Below are 18,528 nucleotides of genomic sequence, written 5' to 3' on the forward strand. Positions count from 1 at the left end.
TTGAAGCCCATTCTATCTTTTTCGTCAAGTGTTATGTAATATATTACTGTGCCTGAAACGCTCACGGAACTGCTCGCGGCCCTCACTCTCTTGGACTCCACCAACCCAGCGCTGGTGACAGGAGGAGCTGGGGAGTCTGCCATTGCCCAGTTCGTGGTTCATTGGCTGACGGCACACAGCATCGCGGCTGAACTCGACGAGGCCGCTCCCGGCCGTTTCAGCGTCATCGCCACCGTAAAGGGGACGGGGGGCGGTTCTTCCCTGCTCCTGAATGCCCACCTCGACACGGTCGGCACGGAAGGAATGGATCACCCCTTTGAGCCCGTTGTACGTGATGGCCGCATGTACGGGCGCGGCACCTACGACATGAAGAGTGGCCTGGCCGCCTGCCTCATGGCCCTCCTTGACGCCAAGGCCAGCCCTCTTCGTGGGGACGTCATCCTGACGGCGGTTGCAGACGAGGAACACGCGAGCCTTGGGATGCAGTCCGTTCTCAAGCGCGTCACAGCCGACGCGGCCATCGTTACTGAACCCACCGAACTCTGCGTCTCCATTGCGCACAAAGGCTTTACCTGGCACGAGATCACCACGTACGGCCGAGCCGCTCACGGCTCCCGCCCCGACCTCGGCATCGACGCCATCGCGCATATGGGCCGAGTCCTTGGCAAGCTCGAAGCGCTCGGGCAAGAACTGACCGCTCGTGAATCACACCCTCTGCTGGGCCATGGCAGCCTGCACGCCTCCCTCATCACCGGAGGGCAGGAGCTTTCCAGCTATCCCAACCGCTGCACCCTCCACGTCGAACGCCGCACCCTTCCCGGCGAAATGCCAGAAGCGGTTACTGGGGAGATCAGCGCCCTATTGACCGAACTCTCCTCCGATCCGAACTTCCGGGCGGAGCACCACCTGACGCTCAGCCGCCCACCCTTTGGCATTGATCCGGCCGCGCCCATCGTGCAGACCCTTCAGGCCTCGGCCACCCAGGTGTTGGGGACTCCACCCACCCTGATCGGTCAGACCTTCTGGATGGACTCTGCCTTCCTCGCTGCGGCTGGGATTCCCACCGTCGTCTTTGGACCTTGCGGTGGTGGCGCCCACGCGACCGAGGAATGGGTTGACCTGACCTCCGCCGAGCAGTGCCGGCAGGTCCTCACCGCCACCCTCCGCGCCTTCTGCGCCTGACAGGAGTACACCATGACCACGGACCATCCACGCATGTACTTCAAACCGGGGCCTCCCACGACCTTCAACGCCAGCCCTGACCCCACCTTGCTGGCCTTCCATCAGCGTCTGCCCGGCTACGCGCCCACCCCCTTGGTCCGTGCCCCGCACCTCGCTGCAGCCCTGGATGTCCGCGAGGTCTGGGTGAAAAACGAGGCCAATCGCCTGGGACTCCCCGCCTACAAGATCCTCGGTGCCTCCTGGGCCGTCTACCGCGAACTGGAGACGCGGCACGGGCCGTTTACACCCTGGAACACCCTGGTAGAGTTGAGCGCTCAACTTCAGGCGCACCTGCCCCTCACGCTGGTCACAGCGACCGATGGCAACCACGGCCGCGCAGTGGCCCGTATGGCCCACTGGCTGGGCTTGGACGCGCACATCCTGGTGCCTGAGGACATGGTCCCTGCCCGTATCCAGGCCATTGAGGCCGAAGGGGCGCGGGTGGACGTGATCCACGGAACCTACGACGAAGCGGTGGCGGCCGCTGCCCGCCTGGCCGATGCTCGGCATCTGGTTATCAGTGACACGGCTTGGGAAGGCTACGAGCGTGTGCCCGGTTGGGTTGTGGAAGGGTACGGCACGATCTTCCAGGAAATTGATCAGCAGCTCGCCCAACAGGGCGGTCAGCAGCCAGAGGTGGTGGCCGCCCAGATGGGCGTAGGTTCACTGGCGATGGCCGTCATTCAGCACTACCGTGCGCCTGGCCGGGCGACACACGTGGTCGGCGTAGAGCCCACCCGTGCCGCCTGCGTCCTGCACTCCCTGGAAGCCGGGAAACTGACGGAAGTTCCTGGCCCACACGCCTCGATCATGGCTGGTCTAAACTGTGGGAATACGTCTCCCCTCGCCTGGCCTTACCTGCAGGGTGGGCTGAGCGCGTCCATCGCCATTTCCGACGGACAAGCCAAGGAGGCCATGCGCCTGCTCGCTCAGGACGGTGTGGTGTCCGGAGAAAGTGGCGCAGCTGGTGCTGGTGGACTGCTGGCCCTACTGCGTCATGAGGACGCGGCGAACACGCGCGCCTGGCTTGGCTTGACGCCCGAAAGTACAGTCCTGGTCATCTCCACTGAAGGGGCCACTGACCCTCAAGCGTACGCACGCATTGTTCAGGCTGGTCCAGACCATGCTTGACACCAACGCACGATCGCCGAGCTGCGGGAGCTGCACCGACGCACCGGGAATAGACTGGGCGCACAGCGCGTGGCCTACACCTCCCCATAGCTGCCGCCCGAGCCTTTCTCAAAGAGCAGCCGGCGGAGCTCCCTGTGATCATGGAGACCGATCCGGCAGGGAACCTCTGGGCGGCCCTCGTGAGCGGTCAGATCACTGGCAAAGAAGGCGAGAAGTTCAGTGCTGTGAAGCTCGGGCAGCCCACCATTGGCAAAGACGGCGTGGTCATCCTCGGACCCTTGACGGTGTTTGACAAGAGCAACATCGACAAATTCAACTTCTGAGCAGCATGAGGCAGGGGCGTCCGGGTATAACCTGGACGCCCCTGTCATTGACATAGGAGAAGTTCTACGGATGTCCTATGTCTTCGGTTCCATCAGCCCGTCGCGAGGTGGCCGAGCCAGACGACCAGGAAGCCAGCGCCGAGCATCACCGCCAGAGCCTTGATCCGCGTCTTTTTCAAGTAGAACAAGATTCCCAGACCTGTCAGAGAAATGACCGTCAGGAAGACGCCCGTCAGGTCAATCAACCATGCCCAGGCACTCCCCGCGTCACGTCCACGGTGCAGGTCGTTGAGCACCGCCACAGCCCCCTGGGCATCCACATCCACCGTGTACGTCCCCGTCTTCATATCGATGAAAGCGTCTGCGCTGTACCCCGGGGCCTTGAAACTCAGGCTCGCCTCTGTGCTGTCCACCCGCGTATCCCCAGCGCGCCCCTTCAGTCCCTGCTTCGCCCGCAGCTCCTCGGCCACGGTCAACCAGTTCACCTGCCCGTTCTGGGTCCACCCGGCAGGCAGCGTCCCTTTGACTTCCCGGCGGGTCTCCGCATTGCCAAAGGCCCAGTCGGGGTGATTGAGGGTGATTCCCGTCAGCGAGAAGAAGAGCACGATGAGCAGGCAAACCATGCTCGTGTAGGTGTGGAGCGAACGCAACCAGACGTGCGTCCTGACCTTCAAGGAGCGGGGACGCGGGGTGGGCCTGACCGGAGCCTCAGGCCTTGCCGAAGCCGACACTGGCCGCCTCGATGTCGTTGTTGGCGCTCAAGGTCTTCTTGAAGGTGGCGCTGCCCACCGTTACCTTCTCGCGCACCAGGCTGTACGGGCCGTGCTCCCGGGCCGCTTCGATGCAGACGTAGTAGTCACCTTGGGAAACGAGCGTGCCCTTGTCTGTCTTGCCGTCCCAGGCCAGCGCGTATGACCCTGGGTTGCGGGTGGCGCTACTGACCGTGTCCAGCAATGCGCTGTTCTCGCGGTACCACCGGCGCAGATCCGGAATCCAACGGGGCCCGCGCCCTGTCGTCTCGGCCCAAACGCTGAGGGTACGGACCGGGTTTCCCTGAGCGTCCTCAATCCAGACAGCAACGTAGGGGCGCTTCACGCGGCCGCCCGCTTGGGTGGCCACCTTGAAGGTGATGGTCAGCGCTTGACCAGCCGCCCACTTCTTTGCGCCGGACGGAGTCGCCGCGGCCGCCTCAGCGGGGACGACGCGGGACAGGATGAGGGTGGCGGTGCCGAGGGCGAGTTTGCGGAGGACGGAACGGCGGGTGTCATGGGTCATGGTCAAGGCTCCTGAACGGCAAGGGGTTGAAGTCAGTGGGAAGAGGACTGAATTGTTTGGCTCCAGGCCAGACCTGGACGTTGTCGGCCATCCCGGATCATCAAACGGGCTGTGCTTCGCCGTGGGTATGACGATGCCACGAGGATGTTTGGATGGTGTTAAGGAGGTGTTGGACGGGGATGAGGTTGGGCGGTCCAGAACCGGCTGAGGTGTTGCGCTCCGTCCCGAGTCACAATCAGGGCGGCCGCCCCTGGTGTTCCATCCACGAGAGCCAGACCACGTTGCACATCAAGCACACTCAGAGCAGTCGCGAGTGCATCGGCAGTCAGGCAGTCTGACGCCGTGACCGTGACGCCCGGCACTTCGGTGATGGGATGACCCGTGCGCGGGTCCAGCACATGCGAGTACCACGTCTCCCCCACCTGGTACCCGCGGTGAGATTGCCCGCTCGTCGCCAGCGCTCCATTGCGCACCTGGACGTGGCACAGGGGCGGGAGGTCATCCCGCGGACTGAAGGGGTCGGCGACGGCAACGCCCAGTCCCACTTCCCCCAGGGTCCGCAGGTCGCCCCCAACGTTGATCAGAACGGTCCTCACGCCCGGCTCTCCGAACGCCGCTTCAGCCGCACGGTCCACGACATACCCCTTGGCCAGAGCGTTCAGGCCGACCGGATACATCGCCTGGAAGGTGCCCGTACCATCTGAATCCAGGGTCCAGGGTGGAAGGCGCAGCTGTGCGGCAAGCGCCGTCAAGTCCTGATCCTCTGGCAGTCGCCCCCGTTCCTCCGCCTGCTTCCAGCACATCCCGAGCGCGTCAGCGCCCGGGTGGAACGCCCCGCCAGTCACCTCTCGCCAATGATCCGCGGCGCGGAGCACGGCCTTCAGGTCATCGCTTAGTGGCGTCCGAACTCCTGGATTGGCCTGCCAGCGCCGCAACTCACTGTCATGGTCGAAGCGGTTCAAGATGGCTGTGAGGCGATCAATCTCCGTCAAAGCTGCACGTTCCGCCCCTTCTGCTTGGAGGCGAGTGTCAGCGACAATCTGCACCTCCAATTCAGTCCCCAGTACCCGTTCATACACGTGGTGAAGGCGATGCGCTGGACGCAGGCGGCGCGCGAGTTGCGTGAGAGACCACCTGGGAATCGGCATCCGCTGATTCTGCTGTCCAACATTGAAAACCCGGTGAAGGCAGAACGGCTGAAGTCCTCCAGGTTGAAGTGGTGGTTGAGCCTCTCGCATCCTTACAAGTTCCTAACAAGTTGTACGCGGCATCTAAACGGGTGCCCCGCATACTTCGCCCCATGAACGAGCGCAGGACCAAGAGAAAAGGTCCGCCGCTCCTTCTCCCGCCCCTCCGCCCCCTCCCCCCTGGTGCTCCACGCACCCCGAAAGGAAGACCTCCATGCGTAACTTCAAAGCCCTGCTCCTGTCCGCCTTCATCGCCACCACTGCCCTTACCACCAGCGCTTCAGCCTCGCCCGTGTACTTCGACAACGACTCGGGTCAGAGCGGTGTGGTGGACGTGTACGTGGACGGCAAGCTGGTGTTCGACAATGTCTTCGCGGATTCCTCGATGATGTTTCCCACCGACATCACCGCAGGGAAGCACGACGTGGTGATCACCCCCAACTACCTGGCACTGGGTGAAGCGGACATCCTGAACACCAGCATCGATATTCCCGAGACGGACCCGGACACGGGGGCGTACACGGTCACGCTGACCACCGGAACCGATGACCTGGATGTGCCAGAACTCGGCCTGAGCATCGACGCCGGACACATCGACTAAACGTAAGGGGTGAAAGCTATGCTTTCGCCCTCATTTCTGCCTTGTATGGGCAGGAAAACAAACCACCTGCGCGTTTTTTAAAGTGAGGGCCTCTTCGCCCTGGAGTCACGATGAGCTTGGGACCTATGGAAGTTGGCCTGATTTTGCTGATTGCCCTGGTGATCTTTGGACCGAAAAAGCTTCCCGAACTGGGGAAGGGACTGGGTCAAGGTCTCCGCGAATTCAAGAGCAGTGCGCGTGAGATTCAGCGTGACCTGGAGCTGAGCCCTGCTGAATCAGAACCCGAAAAGACGACTTGACAGGTCAATGGCCTTCGCCAGCACCTGAATTTTTACGGGAGGACTTCCCTGTAAGGCTTTGGAGGCCGCAATGAACGAACACCTCACCCAAAACCACGAGCCGCAAAACAGTGACGCTCCAACCACGGTACAGACGGCCTCTTCTTCCGCAGTCCGGTGGCGTCAGGCCGTGGCGTTGAGTTTAAGCCTCACCCTGGGCAGCACAGGATTGGCTCAGACTTCCTCGCCGGCGGGAGAACTGAAGCTGGAAGCCGCCCTGGCTCAACTTGCTCAGGCACCCTCCGTCACCCAAGCGCAGCTCAGCGTCGTGACTGCTCAGGAAAACCTGAATGCGGCCCGGGGTGCCCTGGGGCTCACCGTCAGCGTGACGGGCAATGCGAGTTACGCGGGCGCCACCACCACGACGGCGACGGACGACACCACCACGACCGCAGCAAGCGTGGCCGGGAGTGCAGGTGTGAACGTGTCCCTGGGACTGCTGCCCTGGTCCAGCGGTCAGGCAGGGTTGAGAAGTGCAGAGCGGAACCTGGCGCTGGCCCGTGCCCGAATGGCTGAAACGCAGGGCGCCGCTCGCCTGAATGTGGTTCAGCAATACCTCGCTGGCGTCGTGGCAACCCAGGACGTCATCCTGGCCGACCGGACCCTGGCCCTGCGGCAGCGTCAACTGGCTGTGCAGCAAGCCCAGCGCGAAAACGGCAATGCCACTGCTGAAAGTGTCTTGAGCGCGCAAGCAAACGTGCAAGCCGCCCAGGGCGCACAGCTGCAGGCTGCCGCCAACCTTGATGCCGCGCGGCGCAGCCTGGGGGCGGCCCTCGGCACAGACTTGAGCAGCGTGACGTTCGGGAGTCCCCCCGAGACGGCCTTTGCCCTGCCGGATGTGGCCGCCCTCACGACTCAAGCCCGGACCGCACGCCGTGAAGTGCTGGAGGCGCAAAACACCCTCGCTTCAGCGCAAGAAGCGCTTGAAACGCAGCAGCGTGACGCGACCCTCCCTGACGTGACGGCAAGTGTGCGTTACGGACCGGGCACGGGTGGTCTCAGCGCCAACCTCAACCTGAAGCAGGGCACCGTGGGGGCTGGGTACACCCTGCCCGTCGGAACTTCCAGCACCACCTCCAACCGTCTGACCGCCAGCCTCACGGGCACCTACGTCATCTATTCGCCCAGCGTGAAGGCTGAGCTGTCGGCCGCCCAGGCCACAGTGACCCAGGCGCAGCTTTCGCTCAGTGTTGCTCAGCAGACCGTGGAACTCGATGTGCGGACACGCCACAGCACCCTGCAGGCCAGCCTCATTGCCCTGCAGAGTCGCGAGACGCAGGTGAAGGTGGCGCAAGCCAGCCTGGAGGCCGCCCGCACGCGACTGGAGGCTGGGACGGGTACTGCCGACGACGTGACAGTGGCCGAGCTCAATCTCCTGGAGGCGCAGCGCGATCTCCTGAGCGCCCGCGCCACCGCTCAAACCACCCTCATCCAACTGCAAAACGCCGCTGGAGGCGCCACATGAACGTCCGTTCCCTCACTTCCTTCACCACCGTCTTGATTCTGTCGACCGCCTCTGCACAAAGTGCCGTCAGTCTCACGCAGGGCGTTACCGCAGCACTGACGAACAACAGCGATGTCAAGACGGCCCAGGCCAACCTGCAAAAAGCGCAGGCTGCGAGTAAGGCTGCGCAGGCCGATCCCAGCACCTTGGCTGCGGCCAAGCTTTCTGCCCGCAGCAGTGAAGCTCAGGCGGAAGCGCAGCTGCACGGTGCGCGGCTCAGCACCCTTCAGAACACCATTGCCGCCTACACCGCCCTGCTCGAAGCGCAGGAGAACGTAGAACTTCAGACCCTGCAGGTTCAGGTGGACCAGAAGGCGGTGCAGGTCGCGCAGGTCAAGCTCAAGGTTCAGAACGCGACTGCCTTGGACGTGCAAAACGCCCAGAACACCCTCTCCGGCAGTCAGCAGAACCTCGCCGACGCGAAGGCCCAGGTCAATCTCGCCAGCGCCAGGCTGAGTACCTTGACTGGGCTGGGCAGCGGAGCGCGGGCGTCAGGGATTACAGCGGGGCCCAAACTCTCGGCCACGCTGACGAAGTTGCAGCAGGGTCTGCCGGAGCTCAGCAGCGTGATCTCGTCCACGAACGATGTGGCCGCTCAGCAGCTCGCGGTGAAGCTCGCCGACAACGACTTCACACCTGCCCGCACCCTAAGTGATGCCCGCACTGCCCTGGCCAACGCGCAGCGCAGCCTGGACAGCGCGCAGAAAAGTGCTTCCCAAACGCTCGCCAGCGCATATCAGAGTGCGCAGAACAGCTCCGAGCTCCTGGACGTCACCCAGAGCCGCGAAACAGCTGCCCAGAAGACCTACACCCAGGATGCCGCGCGTCTGAAAAGCGGCACCATCAGCGCCATCGAGCTGCAGAACAGCCAGCTTACCCTGAAGAAAGCCCAGTACGCCCGCCTGCAGGCCCAGGACAACGTCCTTGAAGCCCTCGCGGCCCTCTCCGTGGCCGCTGGGCAGAACTTGACGGGGATCGGCGGCAGCCTATGACCACCCCTGCCGTGGTCGCTCGGCCCATGCAGGCCCGGCGGCGCAAACGCTGGCCCTGGGTGGTGACCGGCCTGCTGCTGTTGGGTGGTGTTGGCGGCGGGGTGTACTACACCCGCACGCACACCACCCAAACCACGACCGAAACGCAGACCGTGACCACCCAGGCCGTGCAGTCCGGCACCGTCCGCGTCAGCGTGAGCGGCCCCGGCACGCTCGAAGCGAACGCCACCCGAACGGTTGGAGCAGATTTGACGGCCACCGTAGGGCGGGTTCCAGCGGTGGGAGAGCGCGTGACGAAAGGGCAGCTCCTGACCACCCTCAGCAGCGACGACGTGGAAGAGAACGTCCAGACAGCGGAACTCAACCTCCGCAAGGCGCAGGCCAGCCTGGACGCCACCCGCGCGAGTCAGGCCTCCAGCCGGGCTGGGCGGGAGAGCAGCGTGACTCAGGCTCAGGGCAACGTCACGGATGCTCGCCAGACGCTGACGGAGGCCGAGCGCACCCTGAACGCGCAGGAGCAGCTTTACGCGGTCGGTGCGGTGAGTGGGCAGACCTTGAATGACGCGCGCACCACCGCCAGCAAAGCGAGGCTCACCCTTCAGAGCGCCCAGTCCAGCCTGGCGGCCGCGCTGACGCAGGCCGAGACCGGGAGCGGCAGCGACGCTGAGAATCTCAGGAGTGCGCAGATTGCCGTGCAGCAGGCGCAGGCCACCCTGGAGACGGCACAGAAGGCCCGAACGGACCTTAAGGTGTACGCCCCCATTGGCGGGGTGGTGAGCGCCGTGAACGCGACCGAGGGCACCGTGGTCCTGAGCGGCGCGACGCTGCTGACGATCATCGACGACACCACCCTCAACCTGCCCGTTCAGGTGGACGAAACGGAGATAGCCGGTGTAAAGGTGGGGCAGGAGGCAGAAGTCACCCTGGATGCCTACGACGGAGAGACGTTCAGGGGTGAAGTCGTCCGCGTCTCGCCTGGGGCCACCCAGTCTAACGGGATCAGCGTCTTTACGGCCACCGTCAGCCTGAAAAACGAGGATGGCAAACTGCGCAGCGGGATGACCGCCGAGGCGGAGATCGTTCAGAGCGAGGACCGCGGCCTGCTGGTCCCCAGTAAGGCCATCGAGACGGTGCGGACGCGCACGTACGTGCAGGTCCCTGGCCAGGGTGAAGGAGCGGAGCCTGAGCGCGTCCGCGTGCAGATCGGTGCCACCGACGGTACCAATACTGTTGTGACCGAGGGCCTGGAAGCCGGGCAGGAAGTCATCGTTCCAGGAAGCACGAGGAGCAGCACTTCAGGAGCAGCCAGGACTTCTAATACTCAGAACAGCGGTTTCGGTGGAGCGGGTGGACCTCCTGCTGGAGGGTTTGGGGGACCCCCATGACCGTTCCTGTCGTGGAGATTCGCGATGTTCGCCGCGTCTATGAGCAGGGCGACGTGGTGTTCGAGGCCTTGAAGGGCGTCAACGTGCAGATCAACCAGGGCGAGATGGTGGCCCTCATGGGACCGTCGGGCAGCGGTAAGACCACCTTGATGCAGATTATCGGCCTACTCGACCGGCCCAGTCACGGCACGTACCTCCTGGGGGGGCAAGACGTAACCGCCCTCAGTGAGAACGAGCGCGCCGAAGCCCGCAACATCGAGATCGGCTTTGTCTTCCAGGCGTTTCATCTGCTGCCCCGGCTGAACCTGCTGGAAAACGTAGAGGTGCCTCTGACCTATGCGGGTGTGCTTCCACGGGAACGTCGGGAACGGGCACTGGGGATGCTGGAGCGCGTGGGATTGGCCGAGAAGGCCGGGAACCTTCCTTCTCAGATCAGCGGTGGGCAGAAGCAGCGGGTGGCGGTGGCGCGCGCGCTGGCCGGCAGTCCCCGCCTGCTGCTGGCCGACGAGCCCACTGGGAACCTCGATACCCGCACCAGCGAGGAGGTCATGGCCCTGTTCGGCGAACTGCACGCGGAAGGCACCACCGTCGTGCTTGTGACGCACGAACCTGAAATTGGAGCCTACGCAGAACGGGTGGTCCGCGTGCGTGACGGGCTGATCGAAAGTGACACCCGGCAAACACCACGGTTGGGAGTGTCCGCATGACTGTGACCCATTCATCCCCTCCAATGGCCGAAACCCAACCTGCTGCGCCTGTACGCCGGGGAGGCGGCATCGGCCTGAGTGGAGCCATAACCATCGCCTGGAGGGCCATCGTCGGAACACCCATGCGGTCGGTCCTTACAGCCCTCGGCGTGATCATCGGTGTGGCCGCCGTCGTGGCCCTCACCGCCATCGGGCAGGGCAGTACCGCGGGCGTCACGCGCAACCTCCAGTCCCTGGGAACCAACCTATTGACGGTCCAGAGTGCGCGAGGGACGCCGGGTGGCAGCCTGGTCCGCTCTGGTCCCCGGCAAACCATCACGATCAAGGACGCGGAAGCGCTCGCGGCCACCTTCGGCAGCCGCGTCGCTGGAGTGGCTCCCTCTGCCCAGAGCAGCGTGCAGGCCAAGCTGGGCAGCAACAACACCCAGGTCTCGGTGGTGGGCACCTGGCCCGCCTACGAGACCGTCCGCAACAGTCCTGTCGCCTCCGGGGACTACTTCACCCAGGCCGATGTAGACGGCAAAAAGCGGGTGGCTGTGATCGGCGCCCAGGTGGTCACGGACCTGTTTGGCGAGGGTGCCGATCCAGTAGGGCAGAAACTACGGTTGGGCAGCGTCAATTTCACGGTGGTGGGCGTGTTACCCGATAAGGGCAACAGCGGCTTCGGAAATGCCAACAGCCAAGTGCTCATTCCGCTGAGCACCTACCTCCAGCGCTTCGCGCGTACCAACAGCGCGAGTGGTCAACCCACGGTCAACAACGTCTACCTTCAGGCCGCCGACGCGAAGGACCTCACGCAGCTCCAGGCTGACATCACCGATCTGCTCACCGTGCGGCACGAGCAGACAGACCCCGACAACCTCGACTTTCAGGTACAGAACCAGGCCGATGCCCTGTCGAGCCTGAGCAGCGTGACCCAGACGCTCACCCTACTCGTGGGGGCCATTGCCGGAATCAGCCTTCTGGTCGGGGGCATTGGAATCATGAACATCATGCTCGTTTCGGTGACCGAGCGCACCCGCGAAATCGGTGTACGTAAGGCGCTGGGAGCCAAGCCGCGGGACATCCTCACGCAGTTTTTGGTGGAGGCCAGCCTGCTTTCGGTCGGTGGTGGAGTGATCGGCCTCCTGTTGGGCGTGGCGGCCGCGTATGCCGGGAAAGCCTTCGGAATTGCCCCTGTCTTCAGCCTCACGCCCATGCTCATTGCCTTCGCGTTCAGCGCCCTGGTCGGCGTGTTTTTCGGGTACTACCCCGCCGCCCGTGCTGCCCGGCTCGACCCAGTGGACAGCCTCCGTTACGAGTGAAGCCCGCCGTTCGCCCCCTCTTCCATCCCCCTCAAGGAGTTCAAGATGCGTTTTCCCAAGATCAACCCCGCCTTCCTGGCCTTGCCATTCGCCCTCGCTCTCGCCGGTGCCCAGCAAACCGGCCAGCCCCAGATGACAGCGGAGATGCGCGCCCGAATGGAGCAGATGCGGCCCGTTCAAGACCTCGCTCAGACGATCCGCCTTTTGCCGGAGCTGGAGAAGAACAAGGCAACGGTGGTCACGAAGTCGCAGGCCAAGACGCTCCTCAGCATCCTGACCACCCTTCAAAAGGCGACGGCAGTGCAGCCGAACAATGCCAAGAAATACCTGGCGCAGATCGAGGACAAAATTCTCACCGACAAGCAGCTCACGGCGCTGGACGCCCTGATGCTGAAGGCCGAAAAGGAGCGCGAAGCACAGCGTGCCAAGCGCCAGCAGAGCGGCCAGGGCAATGGAGCCCGAATTCCTGGCCTGCCCGGCGGTTTTCTACCAGGACAAAATGGGCAGCCTCAGGGCGGACAGAATGCCCAGGGCGCTCAGCCTGGACAGCCAGGACAGTTCAATCCTTTCACGCAAGGGCGTGGGGCCGATGAGCTGAAGAAGTACATTGCCGTGCTGCAGAAGAAATGAAGCCGTGAAGTAGGTCAAGGAGCTGAGGCCCACGTGATTCTCTACGCGTGGGCCGAGCATTTGCATCTGGAGTGTCTCTTCATCATGGTGTGAGCCACTGCCTTAACAATTGAATCAGTGCCCCGTACGTCGTGGGTTTGCGCTGCGGCTCTAAACCCAGGGTGTGGGCGCGAGCAGCGTCTCCCGGTGACCAGCTGGAGCTCCATACGATGATCTGAGTCATTGTGAGGAGACGGGTCAAGCTTTCGAGCACCTCCAAGCCGGATTGACCTGGCAGCGTCAGGCTCATCAGGACGAGATCCGGCATTGGCCCCATCTGAAGACGTTGCCAGGCTGCTGTACCCCATCCCGCACCACCTCTACCGTGACGTCCAGTTTGAGTTCGTCCATGGCCGTGCGAACGAGTAGCACTTCCAGCGGGTCACGTTCAACGAGCAATATGGTGCGCGTCATGGTTGAATCCCCGAGTCGTGGCGTCCGCATCAAAAAGTGGGAAACCACCGGTGGTATACAGCAATGCAATCCGGGACGTGCACGTCAATGCGTGTCCAGCGTTCCCCTTTCCTTCGAGATTCATGTTGGTACTCGATCAGCACGCTGGTTCTGGCCCTGCACAGGTGTGCGAGTCGCGCCGCTCTCCGCAGTGAATACATTGAGAGCAAAGAGGTGGTGTCCTGGCCAAGTCGGAGCAGACTCAGGCTTGGCAGCCTCCCCTTCGGCCGAAGAGGTGTGTGTTGTTGTGCTAGAGCTGCAGGCCACGAGCGTGAGCGCCAGGAGCAGCGCTGCGCCGGACTGGAAGGCGCGCTGAACGGCCCTACGAGAAGTGGGTGTAAGTGGGGAAGGGGGAGGAATCAACAAAGGCGCCTTCTGTTCGACTATTGGCAGAGGGGCGGCCGATGGTCCCGTTGCTTGAAGGTGCCGCGTTAAGGCCTGGCACCGAGCGCGCAGCTCCAACGTCGACCAGGGGACACTCAGGGCATCGTCCGCACCGAGATTCAGGGCTTGAACTTTATCCGTGCTGCGGTTGACCAGCGCGATTACGGGAATTTGAGTCCCTCGTGCAGTGCGCGTCACTTCTTCAAAAGGGATATTCGGGGTGGTGAAGTCGAGCAGGATCAAGTCCGGGTGTTGTGTCCCGGCCATGGCATGCGGCGGTGCCAGGATGACCTGATGTCCGTACGCCATGAGCGCCTCACGAATCAGGGTCACGCGATGGGAAGGATGCGCCAAGTAAAGGATCAGCAGTGGGGGTGGGCAGGACGTTGACATGCGAACAGGGTCTCGCCTGGCTGTTCAACCCAGATGTAGGAGATATGCAGAAGTGAGGTAGAACAGGAAGTGGGCCGGGAGCTTTGCTCCCGGCCCACTTGGAGAGTGGTGCACGTTAGCCCTGAGGGGCGCTGGGAAGAGCAGTGAGGTTGACGACTTCCTGGTCACCGCCACGGTCAATTACAGCGTACTTCGCGCCGCTCGGCGCTTGGGGGGCGGTTGTCGTATTGGTGAGCTTGACCGTCTTGAGGACCTTCCCGCCATTCAGGGGATCGGCGTTGTAGTACGTAACGCTTGTTGCGCCGCGGTACATGCCGTCCGGGCCTCCTCGAGGACCACGGTCCTGCCCAGGTGCGGGTCGATCCGCTGGAGCCTGACCGGTGGGAGCTCCACCGCCGTTCCTCTCACGCCCGTTCTGACCGCTTTGAGGAGGTGCGCCGTCAGGGCCAGGAGGGCCACCACGGTCATCGCGGGGCTGCTGCGCTTGAGCGTTCTTGAGGTTCACGATGCGCTTGCCAAAGGGCGTAGTCATGACCGCGTACGTCGCACCCTTCGGAGCGTTCGCAAACGGCGTGCTGCCGCGTTGAGGCGTGACGGTGGCGCTGCTGAGCCGCTTGCCTCCCTGAAGGGGATGGCCAGCGTAGTAAGTCACCTGCATGGCTTGCGCTTGCGGACCGCGGTCCTGCAGCTGACCCTGAGCGGTGCTGGCTGCAGTTTTTGCGGCGGTGGGCGCGGCGAGGACACTGCTGGTGAGCAGCGTGGCGGCGAACAGGGCGGTCAGCGTTCTGTGGTTCATTCGCATGGTGGGCTCCTTGGTGGTGGGTTGATCACCACGCCGTGAGTCTGGAGCCCTCCCGTTCAAACCCGGTGTAGAGCGTGTGTAGAACTTGGGTAGCTCTGTGCTGCACGCGCGGGTTCAGTTCCGCCAACCGCGGCCCTGTTCGTTCAGGTCCCCGCAATGAATGGCTACTTCAGCCACTGCACAGGGATGTTCCAGCGCTGCAACAGGGTACTGAGGATCACCCGTCCAGAAGCCGCGTTCAGCGACAGTTTCTCTTTTTCCAGCAGGCCCGAGTATCCGCTCGCCAGCCCCGGATACTGCTTCGCCTCACCGGGTTCGAAGCTCACCACAACGGAGACGGACCCAACGTACGTGCTGGCCGCTCGAAGCTGCATCACGCCTCCGCGCACCTCTCCGTACGCGACGACCTGCGAGAGGTCGGGCGTCCACACGATCACCTTCAGGGCTCCCGCCAGCGAGAACGCCATGAACGCCAAGAGCACTCCCAGGTGTCTCATCCCCCGTATTCTAGGCGCGAGAATCACGTGGACCTCACCTCCAGGAACGAAGGGAGCCCTGCTACAGCCGCGCCCTGTCCTGCCCGTGGCTGACGTGCCCAGGCGGCTTCGAGGGCGGCTTCCACTTCGGAGCCTTCGCCAAGTCGGTAGGAGCATTCATCGCCGTGCTTCCGTATCCGCACCAGGTCTTGTTTCACCAATTGGTCAAGCACCCGCTGCAATCTCTCCGGAGCAGCCGGAATTCCGGCCCTGCTCAACCGGGCTTCAATATCGCAGGCCCGCTGCTCGGTGAGGGAGAGGAACAGGAGAACCTGGCTTGCAGGAAAGCGTGTCATTGGGCTTTGTTTCTAAGCGTTCGCACTGATGACCTCCTGATTGACGGGCGAAGCGACCCTTTGGTCAGAACGGAAGAACATCCGCGGTTCCTGGCATTCACAAGTTCCTAACAAGTTGTACGCGAGGTCTGAACGGGTGCCCCGCATACTTCGCTTCATGAACGGGCGCAGGACCAAGAGAAAAGGTCCGCCGCTCCTTCTCCCCCACTCCTCCGCCCCCTCCCCCCTGGTGCTCCACGCACCCCGAAAGGAAGACCAACATGCGTACCCTCAAAGCCCTGCTCCTGTCCGCTTTCATCGCCACCACCGCCCTCACCACCAGCGCTTCCGCGACGCCCGTGTATTTCAGCAATGACGCTGGTGCCAGCGGTGTGGTGGACGTGTACGTGGACGGCCAGCTGGTGTTCGACGACGTCTTCGCGGATTCTTCGATGATGTTCCCGAAGGAGATCACGGCCGGGAAGCACGACGTGGTGATCACGCCCAACTACCTGGCGCTCGGTGAAGCGGGCATCCTGCACGCGAGCATCACCGTGCCGGAAACGGACGGGGAGGACGGCGCTTACACGGTCACGCTGACGCCCGACACCAATGAACTCCTGACCCTGGACCTTACCTCTGGCCACGTTGACTGAACCACGAAGGCAAACGTTCTACTCCCGACCCCATTTCTAAACATAGGGGGCGCCAGTCATGTCCCTAGAGGCGGCCAAGATGAGGAGAACACGGCCTGTGTTTTGAGCCTTAGCGTTCAAACCTCACACCACAACGAAGTGAAGCACCTGTATGCCAGAGTTGCCTTATGATGACTGATCTCTTTCTCCCCCTGCGTCCTTCCCCTCGGAGCGAGGCATGAAAAGCATCCTGATTGTGGAAGACAACCGTGGGGTGCGGGACATGGTCCGCGAATACCTCGAAGAGCACGGCTATCAGGTGCGGGTGGCGTCCAATGGGCAGGAAGGCCTCCTCGAAGCGCGCCACCACCGCCCGGACCTCGTGCTGCTCGACGTGATGATGCCTGGGATGGACGGCCTGGAATTCCTGCGGCGCTTTCGCACGACCGAGCATGCCCCCGTCATCTTCCTGACTGCCAAGGATACGGAACTCGACAAGGTGTTGGGCCTGGAACTGGGCGCCGACGACTACATGACCAAGCCCTTCTCGATGGCGGAGCTCCTCGCCCGCGTCCGGGCTCACCTTCGGCGAGGCGTAGAGGCCGCCCCCGTTGCGGTGCTGCGGGGTGGAGAACTGGAACTCGATCCGGCCTCCCGGACCTTCAGCGTCCGGGGGCAACGGGTGGATCTGACCCGCTCAGAGTTTGAGCTGATGTCGGCCTTTCTGCGCTCGCCCGGGCGGGTCTACTCGCGGCTGGAACTCCTCGAGCAGCTGCAGGAAGAGACCCTGGGTTCGGAGCGTACCATCGACGTGCATGTACGGAATCTCCGCGCCAAGATTGAAGTTGAGCCCGGGAAGCCCCGACTGATTGAGACGGTGTTCGGTGTGGGCTACCGGTTGAATACAGAGTTGAGCCCGTGAAGCGGCCGTTCTGGCAGACCCTCGCCTGGCGGTTCATGCTGGCGTTCGTGCTCGTCAGCGCGGTTACGCTGGGAACGGTGGGGTTCATCTCTGCGGCCTCCACCCGTTCGCAGTTCAGCGCGCTGCTGGGCGAACAGGCACGTGAGAACATCGCAGGTCAGGTGCAAACGTACGTGGAGAAGAGCGGCACCCTGATGGGGTTCGTTCCTACGTCACCGGACAACAAGGGAGGGTTCAATGGGCCTCCCCCCACGGGGTCTACCGGCATGGACCGCGGATTTCGTAGTCCCTGGTTGGTCCTGGACCTACAGCGCCGTGCCGTGTTCTCCACGCGTGACGTGCCGCAGGGGAATCAAGTGGCTGGGCGACCAGAAACACCCATCACGGTGAACAACACGGTGGTGGGATATCTGGTGCCCTCGGGGATGCAGGCGCGCCCAGACCGACGGAGCGCGGAGTTTCTCGCCAACACGTACAGGGCGATCGCATGGTCCATGATGGGTGCGACGGCCCTGGCAGTATTGATGGGCCTGCTGCTGTCACGTACCCTCCTCAAACCGCTCAGGCAACTGCAGGTGGGGATTCAGGCCCTTCAGCGGGGTGAAGCCCCAAGTGCCGTCGGGACCACCCGCAGGGATGAGTTCGGCGAGGTGCTGAGCGCTTTTGGCGAGATGCACCAGGAAGTCGTCCGCAATCAGCAGGCCCGGAGACAACTGACTGCCAACATCGCTCACGACCTCAATACGCCCCTCTCTGTGATCTCCGGAACTCTGGAAGGCATCCTCGACGGCACCTTCAAACCCACTCCTCAACGCCTGCAACGCATCCACCGGGAAACGGGCCACGTCGCACAACTCGTGAATGACCTGCGCTTCCTCTCTCTGGCCGACGCAGGTGAACTGCACATTCATCCCAAGCCCACGGACGTAGCGGCATTGCTGACGGACGTCGCGAGTAACTTCCGGGAGATGAGCGAACAGCAGGGAATCACACTCCACGCTGACCTACCCGGTGAGGATCTCACCGCCTTCGCCGACCAGGTGCGCATCACGCAAGTCGTTCAAAACCTCCTGAATAACGCTTTGGCTTATACGCAGTCAGGGGGCGAAGTGAGGATAAGGGCAGTCAGGGAAGCACGCCTCGTGCGCGTCAGCGTACAGGACACTGGAAGCGGGATTTCTCCCGAAGATTTACCCCGCGTCTTCGAACGGCTGTACCGGGCGGACGCCTCCCGGAGCACCAGTGGGAGTGGACTCGGACTGAGTATCTGCAAGTCCATTGTCGAGGCCCATGGAGGCGAGATTCAGCTGTCCAGCGCACTCGGCCGGGGCACAACCGTTACGTTTACCTTGCCGCAGGGGGCACCGGAGGAAGAAAATTTGGTCTCCTCGGAGCGCCGAGAGCCCCTGTATTCGGGCTGAAACCCAATCGGAATGGGTGGGACATTCAATTGATTTCCTTTCAGCCTTCGTGAAGGTGCGGCCGACCCAT

Annotated in this window: 21 protein-coding genes; 14 read left to right on the forward strand and 7 right to left on the reverse strand. The window is 63.1% G+C overall.

Features of this window, described 5'->3' with window-relative positions:
• Window positions 1-48: 48 nt before the first annotated feature.
• From B9A95_RS01465 to B9A95_RS01475, 3 genes are all read left to right on the forward strand, one after another.
• Window positions 49-1,182 (forward strand): ArgE/DapE family deacylase, encoded by a 1,134-nt coding sequence (locus tag B9A95_RS01465; RefSeq protein ID WP_084045194.1) that lies wholly within the window; start codon window positions 49-51, stop codon window positions 1,180-1,182.
• Window positions 1,183-1,194: 12 nt separating this feature from the next.
• Window positions 1,195-2,352, forward strand: a complete 1,158-nt coding sequence (locus B9A95_RS01470; protein ID WP_084045195.1) for a diaminopropionate ammonia-lyase — start codon at window positions 1,195-1,197, stop codon at window positions 2,350-2,352.
• 134 nt (window positions 2,353-2,486) lie between these two features.
• On the forward strand, window positions 2,487-2,675 hold the full coding sequence (locus B9A95_RS01475) for a hypothetical protein (protein WP_084045196.1): 189 nt from the start codon (window positions 2,487-2,489) through the stop codon (window positions 2,673-2,675).
• A 92-nt stretch (window positions 2,676-2,767) separates the two neighbouring features.
• On the opposite strand, the gene B9A95_RS01480 is transcribed toward B9A95_RS01475, so the two are convergent.
• The 3 genes from B9A95_RS01480 to B9A95_RS01490 all read right to left on the reverse strand — a co-directional run bounded on the left by B9A95_RS01480 (window position 2,768) and on the right by B9A95_RS01490 (window position 5,098).
• Window positions 2,768-3,325 (reverse strand): PepSY-associated TM helix domain-containing protein, encoded by a 558-nt coding sequence (locus tag B9A95_RS01480; RefSeq protein ID WP_084045271.1) that lies wholly within the window; start codon window positions 3,323-3,325, stop codon window positions 2,768-2,770.
• A gap of 58 nt (window positions 3,326-3,383) precedes the next feature.
• The gene (locus B9A95_RS01485; protein ID WP_084045197.1) at window positions 3,384-3,950 is read right to left on the reverse strand and encodes a DUF2271 domain-containing protein; all 567 of its coding nucleotides are present in this window, start codon (window positions 3,948-3,950) and stop codon (window positions 3,384-3,386) included.
• 158 nt (window positions 3,951-4,108) lie between these two features.
• On the reverse strand, window positions 4,109-5,098 hold the full coding sequence (locus B9A95_RS01490; protein ID WP_084045198.1) for an FAD:protein FMN transferase: 990 nt from the start codon (window positions 5,096-5,098) through the stop codon (window positions 4,109-4,111).
• Between the two features lie 253 nt (window positions 5,099-5,351).
• On the opposite strand from B9A95_RS01490, the gene B9A95_RS01495 reads away from it, so the two are divergent.
• The 8 genes from B9A95_RS01495 (at window position 5,352) to B9A95_RS01530 (ending at window position 12,598) form a co-directional block, all read left to right on the forward strand.
• Window positions 5,352-5,738 carry a hypothetical protein gene (locus B9A95_RS01495; RefSeq protein WP_084045199.1) on the forward strand — a complete coding sequence of 129 codons (387 nt, stop codon included), beginning with the start codon at window positions 5,352-5,354 and terminating at the stop codon, window positions 5,736-5,738.
• Window positions 5,739-5,848: 110 nt separating this feature from the next.
• Window positions 5,849-6,037, forward strand: coding sequence for a Sec-independent protein translocase subunit TatA/TatB (locus B9A95_RS01500; protein WP_084045200.1), 189 nt, complete (start codon window positions 5,849-5,851; stop codon window positions 6,035-6,037).
• 70 nt (window positions 6,038-6,107) lie between these two features.
• Entirely contained in the window at window positions 6,108-7,541 is a 1,434-nt protein-coding gene (locus tag B9A95_RS01505; protein ID WP_084045201.1) for a TolC family protein, read from the forward strand.
• Window positions 7,538-8,572, forward strand: a complete 1,035-nt coding sequence (locus B9A95_RS01510; protein WP_084045202.1) for a TolC family protein — start codon at window positions 7,538-7,540, stop codon at window positions 8,570-8,572. The genes B9A95_RS01505 and B9A95_RS01510 overlap by 4 nt, the downstream gene beginning before the upstream one ends.
• The gene (locus tag B9A95_RS01515; RefSeq protein WP_084045203.1) at window positions 8,569-9,957 is read left to right on the forward strand and encodes an efflux RND transporter periplasmic adaptor subunit; all 1,389 of its coding nucleotides are present in this window, start codon (window positions 8,569-8,571) and stop codon (window positions 9,955-9,957) included. Before B9A95_RS01510 ends, B9A95_RS01515 begins: the two co-directional genes overlap by 4 nt.
• Window positions 9,954-10,664, forward strand: coding sequence for an ABC transporter ATP-binding protein (locus tag B9A95_RS01520; protein ID WP_084045204.1), 711 nt, complete (start codon window positions 9,954-9,956; stop codon window positions 10,662-10,664). Before B9A95_RS01515 ends, B9A95_RS01520 begins: the two co-directional genes overlap by 4 nt.
• Entirely contained in the window at window positions 10,661-11,968 is a 1,308-nt protein-coding gene (locus B9A95_RS01525) for an ABC transporter permease (RefSeq protein WP_139806362.1), read from the forward strand. The genes B9A95_RS01520 and B9A95_RS01525 overlap by 4 nt, the downstream gene beginning before the upstream one ends.
• Window positions 11,969-12,013: 45 nt before the next feature.
• Window positions 12,014-12,598, forward strand: a complete 585-nt coding sequence (locus tag B9A95_RS01530) for a hypothetical protein (RefSeq protein WP_084045206.1) — start codon at window positions 12,014-12,016, stop codon at window positions 12,596-12,598.
• Between the two features lie 288 nt (window positions 12,599-12,886).
• Here B9A95_RS01530 and B9A95_RS33095 read toward each other — a convergent pair whose 3' ends face one another.
• From B9A95_RS33095 to B9A95_RS01545, 4 genes are all read right to left on the reverse strand, one after another.
• Entirely contained in the window at window positions 12,887-13,051 is a 165-nt protein-coding gene (locus tag B9A95_RS33095; RefSeq protein ID WP_170928369.1) for a response regulator, read from the reverse strand.
• A gap of 120 nt (window positions 13,052-13,171) precedes the next feature.
• Window positions 13,172-13,807 carry a response regulator transcription factor gene (locus B9A95_RS31360; protein WP_139806363.1) on the reverse strand — a complete coding sequence of 212 codons (636 nt, stop codon included), beginning with the start codon at window positions 13,805-13,807 and terminating at the stop codon, window positions 13,172-13,174.
• 175 nt (window positions 13,808-13,982) lie between these two features.
• Window positions 13,983-14,669, reverse strand: coding sequence for a hypothetical protein (locus B9A95_RS01540; protein WP_139806364.1), 687 nt, complete (start codon window positions 14,667-14,669; stop codon window positions 13,983-13,985).
• Between the two features lie 164 nt (window positions 14,670-14,833).
• The gene (locus B9A95_RS01545) at window positions 14,834-15,166 is read right to left on the reverse strand and encodes a hypothetical protein (protein WP_139806365.1); all 333 of its coding nucleotides are present in this window, start codon (window positions 15,164-15,166) and stop codon (window positions 14,834-14,836) included.
• 595 nt (window positions 15,167-15,761) lie between these two features.
• On the opposite strand from B9A95_RS01545, the gene B9A95_RS01555 reads away from it, so the two are divergent.
• The 3 genes from B9A95_RS01555 (at window position 15,762) to B9A95_RS01565 (ending at window position 18,458) form a co-directional block, all read left to right on the forward strand.
• Window positions 15,762-16,136, forward strand: coding sequence for a hypothetical protein (locus B9A95_RS01555; RefSeq protein ID WP_084045211.1), 375 nt, complete (start codon window positions 15,762-15,764; stop codon window positions 16,134-16,136).
• A gap of 217 nt (window positions 16,137-16,353) precedes the next feature.
• Window positions 16,354-17,037, forward strand: coding sequence for a response regulator transcription factor (locus tag B9A95_RS01560; protein WP_084045212.1), 684 nt, complete (start codon window positions 16,354-16,356; stop codon window positions 17,035-17,037).
• Complete coding sequence (locus B9A95_RS01565) at window positions 17,034-18,458, forward strand: sensor histidine kinase (protein ID WP_084045213.1); 1,425 nt, start codon at window positions 17,034-17,036, stop codon at window positions 18,456-18,458. Before B9A95_RS01560 ends, B9A95_RS01565 begins: the two co-directional genes overlap by 4 nt.
• Window positions 18,459-18,528: the final 70 nt, after the last annotated feature.

It is taken from the genome of Deinococcus hopiensis KR-140 (assembly GCF_900176165.1).
GTDB lineage: Bacteria > Deinococcota > Deinococci > Deinococcales > Deinococcaceae > Deinococcus > Deinococcus hopiensis.

Excerpts from the sequence above, each read along its gene's own strand:
- B9A95_RS01490 (WP_084045198.1), bottom strand. The coding sequence starts at position 5,098 with ATGCCGATTCCCAGGTGGTCTCTCACGCAACTCGCGCGCCGCCTGCGT.
- B9A95_RS01485 (WP_084045197.1), bottom strand. The coding sequence starts at position 3,950 with ATGACCCATGACACCCGCCGTTCCGTCCTCCGCAAACTCGCCCTCGGC.
- B9A95_RS01500 (WP_084045200.1), top strand. The coding sequence starts at position 5,849 with ATGAGCTTGGGACCTATGGAAGTTGGCCTGATTTTGCTGATTGCCCTG.
- B9A95_RS01520 (WP_084045204.1), top strand. The coding sequence starts at position 9,954 with ATGACCGTTCCTGTCGTGGAGATTCGCGATGTTCGCCGCGTCTATGAG.
- B9A95_RS01505 (WP_084045201.1), top strand. The coding sequence starts at position 6,108 with ATGAACGAACACCTCACCCAAAACCACGAGCCGCAAAACAGTGACGCT.
- B9A95_RS01555 (WP_084045211.1), top strand. The coding sequence starts at position 15,762 with ATGCGTACCCTCAAAGCCCTGCTCCTGTCCGCTTTCATCGCCACCACC.
- B9A95_RS01560 (WP_084045212.1), top strand. The coding sequence starts at position 16,354 with ATGAAAAGCATCCTGATTGTGGAAGACAACCGTGGGGTGCGGGACATG.
- B9A95_RS01525 (WP_139806362.1), top strand. The coding sequence starts at position 10,661 with ATGACTGTGACCCATTCATCCCCTCCAATGGCCGAAACCCAACCTGCT.
- B9A95_RS01540 (WP_139806364.1), bottom strand. The coding sequence starts at position 14,669 with ATGCGAATGAACCACAGAACGCTGACCGCCCTGTTCGCCGCCACGCTG.
- B9A95_RS01515 (WP_084045203.1), top strand. The coding sequence starts at position 8,569 with ATGACCACCCCTGCCGTGGTCGCTCGGCCCATGCAGGCCCGGCGGCGC.
- B9A95_RS33095 (WP_170928369.1), bottom strand. The coding sequence starts at position 13,051 with ATGACGCGCACCATATTGCTCGTTGAACGTGACCCGCTGGAAGTGCTA.
- B9A95_RS01510 (WP_084045202.1), top strand. The coding sequence starts at position 7,538 with ATGAACGTCCGTTCCCTCACTTCCTTCACCACCGTCTTGATTCTGTCG.
- B9A95_RS01495 (WP_084045199.1), top strand. The coding sequence starts at position 5,352 with ATGCGTAACTTCAAAGCCCTGCTCCTGTCCGCCTTCATCGCCACCACT.
- B9A95_RS01545 (WP_139806365.1), bottom strand. The coding sequence starts at position 15,166 with ATGAGACACCTGGGAGTGCTCTTGGCGTTCATGGCGTTCTCGCTGGCG.
- B9A95_RS01530 (WP_084045206.1), top strand. The coding sequence starts at position 12,014 with ATGCGTTTTCCCAAGATCAACCCCGCCTTCCTGGCCTTGCCATTCGCC.
- B9A95_RS01470 (WP_084045195.1), top strand. The coding sequence starts at position 1,195 with ATGACCACGGACCATCCACGCATGTACTTCAAACCGGGGCCTCCCACG.